Source organism: uncultured Algibacter sp. (assembly GCF_947495675.1).
In the GTDB taxonomy this organism is placed as follows: domain Bacteria; phylum Bacteroidota; class Bacteroidia; order Flavobacteriales; family Flavobacteriaceae; genus Algibacter_B.
The window spans coordinates 15,004-31,768 of record NZ_CANLZX010000006.1; the positions used below are offsets into that span (position 1 = coordinate 15,004).

General features: G+C 34.4%; 11 protein-coding genes. All 11 read left to right on the forward strand.

Annotated elements, in window-relative coordinates; all coding sequences use genetic code 11:
• The first annotated feature begins 2 nt into the window (after positions 1–2).
• The 11 genes from Q0842_RS05960 (at position 3) to Q0842_RS06010 (ending at position 16,480) form a co-directional block, all read left to right on the forward strand.
• The gene (locus Q0842_RS05960; protein ID WP_298495461.1) at positions 3–2,387 is read left to right on the forward strand and encodes a multicopper oxidase domain-containing protein; all 2,385 of its coding nucleotides are present in this window, start codon (positions 3–5) and stop codon (positions 2,385–2,387) included.
• A gap of 16 nt (positions 2,388–2,403) precedes the next feature.
• On the forward strand, positions 2,404–4,905 hold the full coding sequence (locus tag Q0842_RS05965; RefSeq protein ID WP_298495463.1) for a heavy metal translocating P-type ATPase: 2,502 nt from the start codon (positions 2,404–2,406) through the stop codon (positions 4,903–4,905).
• 3 nt (positions 4,906–4,908) lie between these two features.
• Positions 4,909–6,681 (forward strand): efflux RND transporter periplasmic adaptor subunit, encoded by a 1,773-nt coding sequence (locus Q0842_RS05970; protein ID WP_298495466.1) that lies wholly within the window; start codon positions 4,909–4,911, stop codon positions 6,679–6,681.
• A 35-nt stretch (positions 6,682–6,716) separates the two neighbouring features.
• On the forward strand, positions 6,717–7,115 hold the full coding sequence (locus Q0842_RS05975) for a heavy-metal-associated domain-containing protein (protein ID WP_203255968.1): 399 nt from the start codon (positions 6,717–6,719) through the stop codon (positions 7,113–7,115).
• Between the two features lie 147 nt (positions 7,116–7,262).
• Positions 7,263–7,574 (forward strand): DUF6660 family protein, encoded by a 312-nt coding sequence (locus tag Q0842_RS16380; RefSeq protein WP_069831881.1) that lies wholly within the window; start codon positions 7,263–7,265, stop codon positions 7,572–7,574.
• Positions 7,575–7,671: 97 nt separating this feature from the next.
• On the forward strand, positions 7,672–12,006 hold the full coding sequence (locus Q0842_RS05985; RefSeq protein ID WP_298495477.1) for a CusA/CzcA family heavy metal efflux RND transporter: 4,335 nt from the start codon (positions 7,672–7,674) through the stop codon (positions 12,004–12,006).
• Positions 12,007–12,010: 4 nt separating this feature from the next.
• On the forward strand, positions 12,011–13,216 hold the full coding sequence (locus tag Q0842_RS05990; protein ID WP_298495479.1) for an efflux RND transporter periplasmic adaptor subunit: 1,206 nt from the start codon (positions 12,011–12,013) through the stop codon (positions 13,214–13,216).
• Positions 13,217–13,219: 3 nt separating this feature from the next.
• A complete protein-coding gene (locus Q0842_RS05995) occupies positions 13,220–13,636 on the forward strand; it encodes a transcriptional repressor (RefSeq protein ID WP_298495481.1) in 417 nt (138 codons plus the stop codon).
• A gap of 58 nt (positions 13,637–13,694) precedes the next feature.
• Positions 13,695–14,282, forward strand: coding sequence for a mercuric transport protein MerTP (gene merTP, locus Q0842_RS06000; protein WP_298495786.1), 588 nt, complete (start codon positions 13,695–13,697; stop codon positions 14,280–14,282).
• Positions 14,283–14,287: 5 nt separating this feature from the next.
• Positions 14,288–14,494: a GDCCVxC domain-containing (seleno)protein gene (locus Q0842_RS06005; protein ID WP_298495483.1), complete on the forward strand. Its 207-nt coding sequence runs from the start codon at positions 14,288–14,290 to the stop codon at positions 14,492–14,494.
• A gap of 30 nt (positions 14,495–14,524) precedes the next feature.
• The gene (locus Q0842_RS06010; protein WP_298495485.1) at positions 14,525–16,480 is read left to right on the forward strand and encodes a heavy metal translocating P-type ATPase; all 1,956 of its coding nucleotides are present in this window, start codon (positions 14,525–14,527) and stop codon (positions 16,478–16,480) included.
• The last annotated feature ends 285 nt before the right edge of the window (positions 16,481–16,765 follow it).

Consider the following 16,765-nt stretch of genomic DNA (forward strand, 5'->3'; position numbering starts at 1 on the left):
AAATGAAAACATTAAACACAATACTTCTTTTATTCCTAACGTCAATCGCATTTGCCCAAGTAGGTACAAATGGCGATGACAGAAACGAAGAAGGAAGAAATATTAAAGAGTATAACCTCACTATAGAAGAAAATGAAATGACACTTGCTGGTGTAACTGCAAAGGGTATGACTATCAATGGTAGTATTCCTGGGCCAGTTTTAGAATTTAATGAAGGAGACCTTGCCATTATTAATGTTACCAACAAAATGGATGAAGAAACCTCTGTGCATTGGCACGGATTAATTCTTCCTAATTTTTATGATGGTGTGCCCTATTTAACAACGCCACCAATAAAACCTGGTACAACATTTCAATATAGAATCCCTATCAACCAATCTGGTACGTATTGGTATCATTCTCATACAATGTTACAAGAGCAGAAAGGAGTATATGGCTCAATTGTTATTCAGCCTAAAGAAAAAACATTGGAATATGATACAGATTTAGTCGTAGTTCTTTCGGATTGGACAAATGAAAAACCAATGAATGTGCTTCGTAACCTTAAACGAGGTAACGAATGGTATCAAATTAAAAAAGGAACAGCTGTACCGTTAAGTAGAGTTATAAAAGAAGATGCATTAAGCGCGCAATTTAAGTTTTGGCGCGATAGAATGGAAGGCGCAGATATTGCTGATATTTATTATCCTGCCTTTCTATCTAATGGTAAAAAATTGGCGGAATATCCAGAGTTTAAATCTGGAGAAAAAGTAAGACTTCGTTTTATCAACGCCTCTGCCTCATCTTATTATTGGATGGATTTTGGAGCAGGTAACCCATTAATCGTATCAAGCGATGGTGTTGATGTCACACCAGTCAATAAAAGCAGGTTTCTCTTTGGTATTGCAGAAACCTATGATGTAATAGTGACTATTCCAAATGGTACATTGGAAGTAACAGCAACCACACAAGATGGTTCTGGCAGTACATCCATTCGTTTGGGAAGTGGCAAACTTTTTCCCGCAACTGTAATAGATAGACCAGACAAAGTTGCGATGATGAAGCAAATGGCTAAAATGGATATGAAAATGGGAGCACCTGCAATGGTAGGTAGTCAAAAGAAAAATACACCTGAAGCTTTAATGAAAAGGTATGGAATGCAAATGGATATGAAAGATGGCAAGATGAATATGGATATGAATAATAAGATGTCGATGCAAGATGGTAAGATGGATAACCAAATGAGTATGAAAATGGACGACCAAAAACCTATGAATATGAATAATAATCATATGCAAATGGAAATGAACAAAAAGATGGATATGAAAAAGGATTCTATGCCAATGAACCATAATATGTCTATGATGCCAAAAGACAGTTCGTCGTTTGATTACAATACACGTAAAACATATTTTAACTATGATTTTTTAAAGGCAAAAGAAAATACAACTTATAAGGCAGATTTACCTGTAAATGACCTTTTACTCAATTTAACGGGTAATATGCAACGCTATGTGTGGAGTATAAATGGTGTGCCGTTATCCGAAACCGATAAGATTAAAATTAAAGGTGGAGAAGTAACCAGAATAACCTTAAATAACTTAACAATGATGTACCACCCAATGCATCTTCACGGTCATTATTTTAGAGTTATTAACGAAAATGGAGAACGTTCGCCATTAAAACATACGGTTAATGTGCCACCAATGCAAAAAGTAATTATTGAATTTTATAACGAAGAATATGGCGATTGGTTTTTTCATTGCCACGTATTATATCATATGATGGGTGGTATGGCAAGAGTATTTAGCTATGATACACCAAGGGATGAAAGAATGGAAGCCTATCCAGTTCGAAAACTCATCAATGAAACAGACCATTATTATTCTTGGGGAAGAGCTCGTGCAGGTTCAAATTTTACAGAATTAAACCTTATGTCCAGTAATATTAGAAATGAATTTGGCTTGCGTACCGAATTTGACTACGACCAAAATGCTGAAGTAGAAGTAAATTACAACCGATACTTAAATGATTGGGTGCGCGTGTATGCAGGTGTAAATACCGAAACGTCAACACCAGATTCTTATGACACGTTTAATACCGTAGGATTAGTTGGTGTTAAATATTTTACACCCTATAGATTTAATGTAGATGTGAGTATGGACCATCAACTGCGCCCAAGAATCCGTTTAGATAGAGAACTGTTACTTTTTCCAAGGCTTTTTTTAGAGGGCGAATATGAATACAGAGCAGACTTTGGTTGGGTCAATGATATAGGGAATACATCCTATCAAGGCGAAACCCAATGGTTAGTTGGAGCTTCTTATATTTTATCACGAAATTTTTCAATACAAGGCAACTATAACAACAGATACGGTTGGGGTGGTGGACTTTTGGTAAGATTTTAATTTAAAAAAGTGAACAATGAAACACACATATCACATACACGGAATGACTTGCAACGGTTGTCGCAGTCACGTAGAAGAAACACTTTCTAAAGTGGAAGGTGTTTCAAAAGCAACAGTCGATTTAGAAAAGGCAGAAGCTACAATCGAAATGGAATCGCATATTCCTATAGAAACATTTCAAGAAGTCTTAAAAAATGATGGTGGGAAATACAGTATCCATAATCAAGATGAACATCATCACCATTTACAAGATAAAAAGGAAAGTCAACCAAAAGCGAAAGGCACAGGTACATTTTATTGCCCTATGCATTGCGAAGGCGATAAAACTTATGATAAAGCAGGAGATTGTCCTGTTTGCGGAATGGATTTGGTCGAAGAACAAAATCTAACAACAGCTACAACTGAACAATGGACGTGTCCAATGCACCCAGAAGTTGTAAAAGATGAAGCAGGTTCGTGTCCTATTTGCGGTATGGATTTAGTGCCAATGCAACCAGATGTTTCAGCAGAAGAAAAGACCTATAAAAAATTATTGAAGAAGTTTTGGACAGCAACTGCATTCACATTACCAATATTCTTAATGGCTATGAGCGAAATGCTCAATAACAATCCATTGTACGACATCATGGAACAAAAATATTGGAATTGGATTCAGTTCGCATTATCCATTCCAGTTGTATTTTATGCTACTTGGATATTCTTTGAACGTGCCTATAAAAGTATAAAAACGTGGAATCTTAATATGTTTACACTCATTGGAATAGGTGCTGGTGTAGCTTGGTTATTTAGTGTTTTTGGCATGTTTTTTCCAGATATTTTTCCAAGTCAATTCAAAACGGAATCTGGAGCAGTACACGTTTATTTTGAAGCAGCAACCGTTATTCTAACATTGGTGCTTTTAGGACAGCTTTTAGAAGCTCGTGCGCATAGTAAAACCAATTCGGCAGTAAAAGAATTGTTAAAGTTAGCACCCAATAAAGCTATAAAAGTAGTAGATGGCGAAGATATTGAAGTAACCATTGATGCTATTGAATTAAGTGACATTCTAAAAGTAAAACCAGGCGATAAGATTCCTGTGGATGGCTCGATAACAGAAGGCGAAACAACTATTGACGAATCTATGATTACTGGAGAGCCAATTCCTGTTAATAAAACAGTAAATGATAAAGTAAGTAGCGGAACAATTAATGGAAATCAATCATTCTTGATGAAAGCGGAAAAAGTAGGAAGTGATACGCTACTCTCTCAAATCATTCATATGGTTAACAATGCCAGTAGAAGTCGTGCGCCAATTCAGAATTTAGCCGATAAAGTATCAGGTTATTTTGTGCCTGTTGTGGTCATTATTTCATTACTAACTTTTGCAGTTTGGGCAATTTGGGGACCAGAACCAGTTTATGTTTATGCCTTTGTGAATGCTATTGCTGTTTTGATAATAGCTTGTCCTTGTGCGTTAGGATTGGCAACACCTATGTCTGTAATGGTTGGTGTTGGTAAAGGTGCTCAAAATGGTGTATTGATTAAAAATGCCGAAGCACTTGAAAAAATGGATAAGGTTACGACGCTAATTGTAGATAAGACAGGAACAATTACAGAAGGAAAACCAACCGTTGAAACAGTAGGTTCTTTTGATGCTGATTTTAGCGAAAATGACATTCTGAAATATATCGTTTCATTAAATACCAATAGCGAACACCCATTAGCAGAAGCTACAGTTAAATATGGAAAAGAACAAAATTCTGAAATTTTAAAATCAGATGCATTTAGCGCAGTTACAGGTAAAGGTGTAGAAGCTACTATTAATAATAAAAAAATAGCATTAGGAAATCCTAAGATGATGGATTATGCCAATGCAGCCATAACCTCTCAAATGGAGGAAGAAGCTAAAACGTATCAAAAACAAGGAAAGACAGTTTCTTATTTATCAATTGATAAAACAGTTACTGGTTATGTAGTTATAGGAGATAAAATTAAGGGGACTAGCGCCAAAGCCATTAAGGAACTTCAAGACAAAGGTATTGAAGTCATCATGCTAACTGGCGATAATCATGACACAGCACAAGCAGTAGCAACAGAATTGAATCTTACAGATTTTAAAGCCAGTATGTTACCTGAAGATAAACTCAAAGAAGTCGAGACACTACAAAACCAAGGAAAAGTTGTTGCTATGGCGGGCGATGGTATTAATGATGCACCAGCACTTGCTAAAAGTGATGTAGGTATCGCTATGGGTACAGGTACATCTGTAGCTATTGAAAGTGCTATGATAACCTTGGTAAAAGGAGATTTACACGGTATTGTAAAAGCAAAAAATTTAAGTCATGCTGTGATGAAAAATATTAAACAAAACTTATTTTTTGCACTCATTTACAACACATTAGGAGTGCCTGTTGCAGCAGGTGTTTTATTCCCATTTTTTGGCATTTTATTGTCGCCAATGATTGCTGCATTAGCCATGAGTTTTAGTTCGGTGTCAGTAATAGTGAATGCATTAAGATTAAGAAATATTAAAATATAGAAAATGAAAAAATATATAATTTACTTCGGAATATTAGCAATTGGACTCTTGTTAGGATGGTTTCTATTTGGTAATTCATCTTCTAAAGAAACTGAACACAATCACGAAGCAACAGTAGAAACTAATCAAATGTGGACGTGTTCCATGCATCCACAGATTATGCAACCAGAAGCTGGCGATTGCCCAATTTGCGGTATGGATTTAATTCCTGCGGAAAGTAGTTCTGAAGGATTATTAGCAGACCAGTTTAAGCTTACAGAAAACGCTATGGCATTAGCAAATATTCAAACGTCAATTGTTGGTAATGGTAAAGCTAAAGATAATACAGTTAAACTATCAGGGAAAATTGTAGAGAATGAAGAAGCGAATGCCGTTCAAGTCAGTTATTTTTCAGGAAGAATAGAACGACTAAATGTGAGTTTTACAGGCGAGGAAGTTAGAAAAGGGCAGTTATTGGCAACTATCTATTCGCCCGAATTATATGCAGCACAACAAGAACTTATTACAGCAGCTTCATTAAAAGAATCACAACCTGCATTATACAAAGCTGTGCGCAACAAATTAAAATTGTGGAAGCTCTCAGAAAATCAAATAAATCAAATTGAAACTTCTGGTAAGGTTAAAGAAAACTTTCCTGTCTATGCAACGGTTTCAGGAACAGTTTCTGAAAAATTAGTAGAACAAGGCGATTATATCAAACAAGGCCAACCTTTGCTCAAAATAGCAAATCTAAGTACAGTTTGGGCAAATTTTGATGTGTATGAAAATCAAATCGATTTATTTAAAAAAGGACAAGAGATTTCAGTCACTACAAATGCTTATGCTAATAAAGAATTTAAAGCTAAAGTAGATTTTATGCACCCTGTTTTAGATACCCGAACAAGAACTGTGAAATTACGAGCGGTACTCAATAATAAACAGGACACTTTTAAGCCAGGAATGTTTGTTGAAGGAAAAATTAAAGGAATGACTTCAAGTAAAGAACAAGTATTGGCCATTCCATCCACAGCCGTTTTATGGACAGGAGAACGTTCAGTTGTCTATATAAAAACAGACCCTACTCAACCTGTTTTTGAAATGCGTAAAATTACATTAGGTAATCAAATTGGCGATAATTACGAAGTGTTAGATGGTTTGAAAATTGACGATGAGATAGTAACAAATGGAACATTTACCGTAGATGGAGCAGCGCAATTACAAGGTAAAAAATCAATGATGAATAAAGAAGGTGGAAAAGTTATGACTGGTCATGAAGGACATCTTGGAATGGAAAATAATCCTTCAGCAAATAACGCGAATCATTCTAATATGAATGAGAGGGTAAAAGTGTCCAAGGGTTTTCAGAATCAATTGAAAGTCGTTTTTAATGATTATATCAAATTAAAAGATGCTTTACTTAAAGATGAATCTAATAACGTATTAACAGAATCAAAAAGACTACTGGGTAATTTATCTAAAGTTGATATGAAGCTATTAAAAGATAAAGAGGCTCATGGTCATTGGATGTCATTAGAAAAAGAAATAAAAGCATCTGCCACATCAATTTCAAATGCATCAAATATTGAATCACAACGAAATCATTTTAAGCATCTTTCATCACATTTAATTAGCACGATTCAGACATTTGGTATCAATGAAAAAGTCTTTGTTGAGTTTTGTCCGATGGTAGACGATAACATTGGTGCGTACTGGTTGAGCAGGGAAGAAAAAGTAATCAATCCATATTTTGGTGGTGCAATGCTAACCTGTGGAGAAGTAAAACAAGTCATAGAATAATAAAAATCAAATAATAACAATTAAATTTTTTAACAATGAAAAAAGTAATTTTAAGTGTAGCTGTAATTATGGCTATAGGTTTAACGAGTTGTAAAAACGAAACCAAGCAAGAAACAACAGAAACAAAAACGGAAGTATCTAAAGACATGGCTATGGTAGACATATCTTTTGGTGTTAGAGGTAATTGCGGAATGTGTAAAAAAACTATCGAAAAAGCTGCTAACAAAGTTGAAGGTGTTGCTAATGCAACATGGGATGTCGATAAAAAGAAAATAGATGTGTCTTTTGATGATGCTAAAACAGATGCAATGGCAATTCACAAAGCAATAGCAGCATCAGGTTACGATACAGAAAAAGTTTCAGGAGATGAAGATGCTTACAGTAACCTACCAGGATGTTGTCAATACGACCACGAAATGATGATGAATCAATAAGGAGATAAAGGAAGAGGGTCATTCAGACCATGACCATTAATAATAAATATAGAAGAGCCTTGTTATTTAAGGCTCTTCTATTATAAAAAAATCATACTAACGTTATTTGCAATACCATTGCATTAAATAATTTATATCTTTGCTACGATGAAATTTTTAGCTTTTATATTATCAATTTATATTTTCGCGCTTAATTTAGCACCCTGCGAAGATAATGTTACGCTTGATAATGAGGTTCAAACAGAAATTTCACAAGGAATGGACAATGACCATCAACATCAAGATTCAGATTTATGTTCGCCTTTTTGTATTTGTCAATGCTGCCATGTAAGTGCTGTGCATTTTGATATACCGGATTTAAAATTAGAATTATCTTTTATTTCCACAAAAGATGTTTTATACCTAAGCGGTTCAGAAAAAGACTTCACGAATTCCGTTTTACAACCACCACAAGTGTAATGAACACCTGCTACGCAGGTGTATTATAAATCTATGCTACCATCGATACTCTTTGGTAACTATTCTTTATTTATAAATTCATTATAACTATAATTCTATGATTAATAAAATCATTGATTTTTCAATCAATAACAAATTCATTATTGGTTTGCTAACGCTTACCATTGTTGGAGCTGGTATTTGGAGTATGACTCAAGTACCTATAGATGCGGTACCAGATATTACCAACAACCAAGTACAAGTCATTACGCAAGCACCAAATTTAGGAACAGAGGATATTGAGCAAATCATAACCTATCCAGTAGAGGTAGCAATGAGCAATCTACCTAATGTCCAAGAAATTCGTTCAATTTCTCGTTTTGGCTTATCAGTTGTTACCATTGTTTTTGACGATGATATGGGAACGTATCTGCCACGTCAATTAGTCGCTGAAAAACTCAACGACATCAAAGAACAAATTCCCGAGGGATTTGGAGAACCTTCAATGGGTCCTATTTCATCTGGTCTAGGAGAAATATATCAATACACACTTAAAGTCAAACCAGAATACAAAGAGAAATATTCAGTTACTGATTTGCGCACCATGCAAGATTGGATTGTACAACGTCAAATGGCAATGGTAGAAGGTGTTGTTGAAGTTAATGCTATTGGCGGAAAAATTAAGCAATATGAAGTCGCTGTTGATCCAAATGAGTTGCGAGCAATCGGATTAACAATTACCGATATCTTTGAGGCTCTAGAAAACAACAATCAAAATACAGGTGGTGCATATATCGAAAAGAACCATCAAGCCAATTTTATACGTGGCGAAGGTTTAGTGCGTAGTTTGGATGATATTAAAAAAATCACAGTAAGAAACGTCAATAATATTCCTATAACTATTGGCGATATTGCCAAAGTACAATTTGGTTCAGCTATTCGTTATGGTGCATTAACACAAGATGGCGAAGGCGAAGTTGTAGGCGGTTTGGTAATGATGCTTAAAGGCGCAAATTCAAACGATGTTATCGAGAATGTAAAAGAGCGCATGGCTCTAATAGAAAAGTCATTACCAGAAGGTGTGATTATCGAACCTTTATTAGACCGAAGTAAATTAATAGCAGAAACTACATCAACTGTAGCAACAAACCTTATTGAAGGCGCATTAATAGTAATATTTGTACTCATCTTTTTATTAGGAAATTGGCGAGGTGGTTTAATAGTGGCATCCACTATTCCATTATCGTTATTGTTCGCATTTATACTTATGAATGTATTTGATGTTTGGGCTAATCTAATGAGTTTAGGAGCAATAGATTTTGGAATCATTGTAGATGGAGCCGTAATTATTGTAGAAAGTACGGTATTCCTAATTGCATCCCAAGTATTAAAAAAGAAAAGTCTTTCAGTAAAAGAAAGGGATAAAGTGGCTTCTAATGCTTCAAAAAAAATGATGAATGCTGCGTTTTTCGGTCAGCTAATTATTCTAATTGTCTTCCTACCTATTTTGGCATTAGAAGGCATTGAAGGTAAAATGTTTAAACCAATGGCATTGACTTTCATTTTTGCAATGATTGGCGCCATGGTGCTTTGTTTGACTTATGTGCCAATGATGTCTGCCTTGATTTTAAGAGCACCAAAGTCAGACAAAAAATCTTATGGCGATAAATTTGTGCATTGGGTAGAAGACAAATACCAACCTTTATTAGTTAAAGCAATACAAAAAGGAAAATGGATTATAGGCATTGCTGTCGTGCTTTTCGGAATTACAGTTTTTATGTTTACAAGAATGGGTGGCGAATTTATTCCACAATTAGATGAAGGCGACATTGCATTTCACGCCATTTTAAAACCAGGAAGTTCCCTTACAGAAACGATTGAAACAACTACAAAAATTGAACAAATTGTAAAAGCAAAGTTTCCAGAAGTTGAAAAAATTGTAAGTCGAATTGGTGTTGCCGAAATTCCAACAGATCCCATGCCGATGGATTTAGCCGATGTTTTTGTGATTCTGAAGCCAAAAAGCGAATGGACAACAGCCACTACAAAAGATGAATTGATAGAGAAGATGAAAGAAGCGATTGAAATGGTTCCTGGTGTTAACTATGAATTTACACAACCTATCGAAATGCGCTTCAACGAATTACTAGAAGGTGTGAGAGAGGATATTGCTATAAAGCTTTACGGAGAAGATATAAATGTACTGTCTCAAAAAGCAGAAGAAATATCTAAAATTATTGCTGGTACTGATGGTATTGGAGATATGAAAGCGGAAGCCACAACAGGTTTACCACAAATGACCATTACTTACAATAGAAATAAATTGGCACAATACGGACTGCAAATAAATACGTTGAATCAAATCGTTCAATCGGCTTTTGCAGGAGGTACAGCAGGAATTATTTTTGAAGGCGAAAAGCGATTCGATTTAGTGGTAAGATTGAATTCCCAAAATCGAAAGGATATTTCAGATGTTCAAAATTTGTACATCAACTTACCGTCTGGTACTCAAATTCCACTTCGGGAAGTTGCAGATATAAGCTACAAAGCAGGCCCAATGCAAATAAGCAGGGATAATACAAACAGAAGAACCTATGTTGGAATTAATGTTAGAGGGCGTGATGTAAAATCGTTAGTGGCTGAAATCAAATCAAAATTAGATGTTAACCTTGAATTGCCATCTGGTTATTTCATTCGTTATGGTGGTGCATTTGAAAATTTAGAGCGTGCCAGTAACCGATTAAAAACTGTAGTACCACTAGCGTTATTACTCATTTTTGTACTTATTTACTTCGCATTAAAATCGTTGCCTCAAACCTTAATGATTTATATCGCCATCCCAATGGCAACCATTGGAGGTATAGTAGCATTGTGGTTAAGGGATATGCCATTTAGTATTTCGGCAGGCGTAGGATTCATAGTATTATTTGGTGTAGCGGTTTTAAATGGATTGGTAATGATTAGTGGATTAAATGAATTGAAAGAAGAAGGTGTTACCAACCTTAAAGATAGAATTATAGAAGGCACAAAACGAAGAATTAGACCCATTATGTTAACTGCTTTTACAGATGTTTTAGGTTTTTTACCTATGGCAATTTCAGCATCAGCTGGTGCAGAAGTTCAGCGACCATTAGCAACTGTTGTTATAGGTGGCTTACTAACTTCTACCTTACTAACATTGTTTATCATACCTATATTATATCATTGGGTAGAAGCAAAACCTTTGAAATTTAGAACGAACAAAAAAGTGGTTACTGTAACTGCTATAATAGCATTGTTTTTTATGCTACCCATTAATATCAATGCGCAACAAAATAGCGATGTACTTCCTGTAATATCAATGGAAGAAGCGGTAATATTATCAAAAGAAAATTTCCCGCTTTTAAAACAAAAGAAATTAGAAGTTACCAAACAAGAGCAGTTAAAAAGTACAGCTTATGATTTTGGTACAACTCAAATTTTTACAGGAGGCGAAGAAGTTAATAATGGAAACGGTATTTATACCACTATAGGGCTTGGTCAATCCAATATCGATGTGTTTGGTATTTCTGCTAAAAAACGGTTGCAGGAACAACGTATTCAATTAGCCCAAAAAGTATTTCAACTTTCAGAATTAGATTTAGAATTGGAAGTGAAGAAAGCGTGGGTAAATGCCTTGCAGAGTAAAAGGAATTATAATTTGTATAAAGAGTTAGATTCAATTTATACCAACTTTGAAAAAGCAGTAGCATTAAATTATGAAGTAGAAGCCATTTCAAGGCTAGAATATGCAGCAGCTAAAAATCAAGCATTACAGATTCAAAATAAATTTATGCAATCAAAAAGTGAATATGATATTGCACTACAACAGTTAAATCTATGGCTGATTTCTGATACCTTCTATACTGTTCCTAATGATTTCGAAATTAATAACGAAATTGATGTTGATACTTTTAACCTAGAAGAACATCCCTTATATGGTATAGCACAATTACAAGTAACAGAAGCAGAAGCAACATATAAGGCTGCAAGAGCTGATAATTTACCCAAGTTAAATCTTCAAGGTGGATTACAAAACGTAAATGGAAATTCAGGGTTTTACACCTATCAAGCAGGTATTTCAATTCCTTTTTTGTCAGGTACTAATAAAGCAAAAGTTAAAACTGCAAAAATTGATACTGAAATTGCCGAAACGAACATTCAGTTCAAAAAACAAGACCTACAATCCAAGTTTATACAATCAAAAGAGAATTATCAAAAATGGAAGACGTCTTGGTTTTTCTATAAAAATGAAGTGTTACCACTTGTGAAAGAACAAAAAGTGGGTGCTTTATTTGCCTATAAAGAAGGAGAGATAGATTATACAGGATTTACACAACTCATAAAAGAAGCTATTCAATCTGAATTACAAGCTCAAGAAGCATTAATAAATTATTTAGGAAGTACATTTCAACTACAATATTTTAATAAATAAGAAAATGAAAAACACACGATATATAATCTTAGCACTACTAACAGTTTCGCTTTTAGTTGTTGCTTGTGGAAATAAAGAAAGCCAAAAAGAAGGCGATGGTCATGCACACAATGAAGATGCAAAGCCAGAAGCTGAAGAAGCTCATAGTGATGAAGAAGAAGTGATGCTATCACAGCAACAGTTTGATGCCTTAAAAATGAAAACAGACACCTTAGCATTGCGTAATATGAGCGGTTATGTAGAAGCTAATGGCACATTGGAAGTGCCACCACAAAACGAAGCGGCTATTACGTCTGTTGTTGGTGCAAATGTGGTATCGATAAAAGTTATTGAAGGCGATAAAGTTAATAAAGGTCAAGTGGTTGCCTATCTATCACATCCTAATATTATAAAAATGCAGACCGATTATTTGAATGCTTTTAGCAACAGTAATTTTTTAAAGAAGAACTATGAACGTCAGCAAAAATTATATGATGCAGGAGTTGGCTCTGGTGCAAGTTTTCAAAAAGCCGAAGCAGAATATGATGCCTCTAAAGCTATGGTAAATGGGTTGGAAGCGCAATTGAGACTATTAAACATAAACACGTCATCTGTACAAAAAGGAACAATTGCTCAAAGTATATCATTACGTAGTCCAATAGATGGTTTTGTCCAAAAAGTTGAGGTTAAAATAGGACAATATGTAGAACCACAAACCGAACTTTTCGAAATCGTAAACACGCATCACGTTCATGCAGATTTAATGGTGTTTGAAAAAGACGTTTATAAAGTAAAGAAAGGTCAAAAAGTGATATTCAATTTACAATCTAATACAGACGAAGATCTTACAGCAGAAATCTATTCGGTAAGTAAAACTTTTGAAGATAATCCCAAAGCCCTTCACGTACATGCTGAAATTGAAAACAAAAAAGGGAATTTAATTCCAGGAATGTATATAAAAGGTAAAATTCAAGTTGAGAATGCAGAAACTAATGCATTACCAGAAAGTGCTATTATAAAAGAAGGCGATAGATTTTATGTGTTTTCAGTAGAAAGAGAAAATGAAAATTGGAGTTTTAAACCTATTGAAGTGCTTTTAGGAGAAAAAGATGGTAATTGGATAGCAGTTCAATTTACTGAAGAACAAGATAAAGCTACAAAATTCGCTTATAACAATGCCTACTATCTTATTGCTGAAATGAAAAAAGGAGAAGCAGAACACGAACATTAGATTATGAAAACAATAGAACAACTTTTAGAGTCAAAAAACATACGTGTTACAGCAATGCGTTTATTGATTTATAAGTTTCTTGCTGAGAAACAAGTAGCGGTAACATTAAGTGATATCGAAAACGCTTTTGAAAAAGCAGATAGAACTACATTGTATAGAACAGTAAAAACCTTTGAAGAAAAAGCGATTGTGCATCAAATAGATGATGGCACAGGCATTACAAAATATGCGCTGTGTGAAAAGGGATGCAATTGTGAGATTGAAACTGATTTGCATTTACATTTTCATTGCAATAACTGTAATGTAACCATTTGTTTAACAGAACATAAAATTCCTCAAATTAAAGTACCAGATGGATTTATTTCTGAAGACATAAACTTGGTTATAAAAGGTGTTTGTGATAAATGTAGTGGATTATAAATGCACTTCCGTTGCATTGTATTTTAACTCATCTTTGTTTTAATTAAGTACAATAATGATGAAAAGTAAATTAATAGGGACGAGTTTAATTTCAGCAATCGCAGCTTCATTGTGTTGTATAACACCTGTTTTAGCAATGATTGCAGGTACAAGCGGGATTGCTTCAATGTTTTCTTGGATAGAACCTTTTAGACCTTATCTAATAGGGTTAACAATTTTAATTCTTGGTTTTGCTTGGTATCAAAAACTAAAACCTCAAAAGGAAATTGACTGCGAATGTGATATTGAAGAAAATTCAAAATTTATACAGTCAAAAACGTTTTTAGGAATAGTAACTCTTTTTGCAATTGTGATGTTGGCTTTTCCATTCTATTCAGGAATTTTTTATTCAGATACAGAGAAGCAAATAGTCGTAGTTGACAAATCGGAAATTAAAACAACTGAATTTCAAATCAGCGGAATGACTTGTACGAGTTGTGAAGAGCATGTAAATCACGAAGTAAATAAACTTAATGGAATTCTAAGCTCAAAAGCGTCCTACGAAAATGGAAATGCAGTTGTTGAGTTCGACAGAACTAAAACCAATGAAGCTGAAATTGAAATTGCTATTAACGCAACAGGTTATAAAGTAATTAACAAAAAATAGAACTAATGGAAGTTATATTAAAATCAGAAATTACTTGTCCAAACTGTAAACATAAAAAAGTTGAAGAGATGCCAACAAACGCTTGTCAGTTTTTCTACGAGTGCGAGAATTGTAAAACGGTTTTGAAACCGAATGAAGGAGATTGTTGTGTGTATTGTTCTTTTGGAACGGTTCCATGTCCGCCAATTCAAAAAGGAAAAAACTGTTGCTAACAAAATAATTTCAATAAGTAAGGAAACTAAGTGAAAAAAAAGAAACTCAATTTACGAGATATAAAACCAAATTCAGGAACAGAACATAGTCACGATGATGGTCATAATCATAATGAACAACAAAGTAGGTTTAAAGTCTATTTGCCTGCAATCATAAGTTTTACAATGCTAATTATTGGAATAGCATTAGACTATTTTGATGTTGCTTTTTTCAAAGATTGGTTACGCATTATTTGGTATGGTATTGCCTATTTACCTGTAGGATTTCCTGTAGTAAAGGAAGGTTGGGAAAGTATTAAAAAAGGAGATGTATTTACAGAGTTTTTTTTAATGTCTATTGCAACCATAGGTGCATTCGTAATTGGAGAATATCCTGAAGGAGTAGCAGTAATGTTATTCTATGCTGTTGGAGAGTTATTCCAGAGTGCGGCAGTAAATAAAGCAAAGGGCAATATTAAAGCTTTGCTAGATGTACGTCCTAATGAAGCTTTGGTATATCGGAATAATGATTACATTTCTGTAAGTCCAGAAACGGTTGAAATTGGAGAAAAAGTTCAAGTCCGTGTTGGAGAAAAAATTCCTTTAGATGGTATTCTGCTTTCCGAAAAAGGCTCATTTAATACAGCGGCATTGACAGGCGAAAGTAAACCGAATACCATTGCAAGAGGCGAAAAAGTATTTGCAGGAAGTATTAATATGGATGGAGTTATTGAAATAGAAACCACCAAAGAATTTAAAGATAGTTCCATTGCACGTATTCTCGATATGGTGCAGAATGCAACAGCTCGAAAATCTAAAACTGAATTGTTCATTAGAAAATTTGCACGAGTTTATACACCCATTGTAGTGTTTTTGGCTATTGCGGTTACATTTTTACCATACTTTTTTGTAGATGATTATGTGTTTAGAGATTGGTTGTATCGCGCCTTAATCTTCTTAGTGATATCGTGCCCTTGTGCTTTGGTTATTTCTATTCCGTTAGGTTATTTCGGTGGATTGGGTGCAGCTTCAAAAAATGGGATTTTATTTAAAGGAGCTTCATTCTTAGATGCAATGACCAAGATAAATACGTTGGTCATGGATAAGACAGGAACGGTAACTAAGGGTGTCTTTAAAATTAAGCAGATTAAAGCCATCAATTTGGATGAAAAAGAATTTATGAAATACCTGATGGCTATGGAAGAACAATCCACACATCCAATCGCTAAAGCTATTTTAGAATATAATGATGAAGGCACAGATTATGAGGCTTCCGAAGTATTTGAAATAGCAGGAAAAGGTTTAAAAGGTATCGTAAATGGAAAGACTGTTTTGGTTGGTAATAAAGCCCTAATGACAGCCAATAATATTAATGTTTTAGAAGAAACAGAAACTATTGTAGAATCTATAGTACTAGTGTCTATAGACAATGCATTTGCAGGCTATGTGGTTATTGCTGATGAATTAAAAGAGGACGCAAAAGAAACGATTACCTCATTACATAAAGTTGGTGTCAAAAATATAATGATGCTCTCTGGCGATAAGGATTCCATTACTCAAAAAGTAGCTTCCGAGTTAAACATCGAAATCGCTAAAGGTGGTTTGTTACCAGAAGATAAGCTAAATGAAGTCGAAATTTTAAAACAAGACCCTAATAATAAGATTGCTTTTATAGGCGATGGAATTAATGATGCACCAGTTTTAGCAGCAAGTGATGTAGGTATAGCAATGGGTGGTTTAGGAAGCGATGTCGCTATTGAAACAGCAGATGTTATTATCCAAACCGACCAACCTTCAAAAGTGGTTAAAGCCATTAAAATTAGTCGTTCTACCCGAAAGATTGTATGGCAAAATATCATATTAGCATTTGGTGTAAAAGTAATAGTGCTGATTTTAGGAGCGGGCGGTTTAGCAACTATGTGGGAAGCTGTATTTGCAGATGTTGGTGTTGCGTTATTAGCAATTTTGAATGCGGTAAGATTACAGCGTATGAAATGGGTTGATTAAAAGAATTAAAGCTATAAATAGTATAAGATTAATTTTTATAAATTAATTGAATGTTAATATTTTTAACTCGTTAGGCTAATCAATTCACTCAGCACCTTTCAATTCATTCCGTTGCTCTTCATTACTTAAAAGGAGCTTTATCAACATAGGTCTTGGATACATTTTCAAAGTTGTAGTTGTCCTTCTCATACTTGATGTAAAGTTAATCAAGCCAACTATATATAAACAGACCTTGTCAACTTTGAAAAAGAGTCCGCAAAATCAAATTCACTTACACCTTTCACT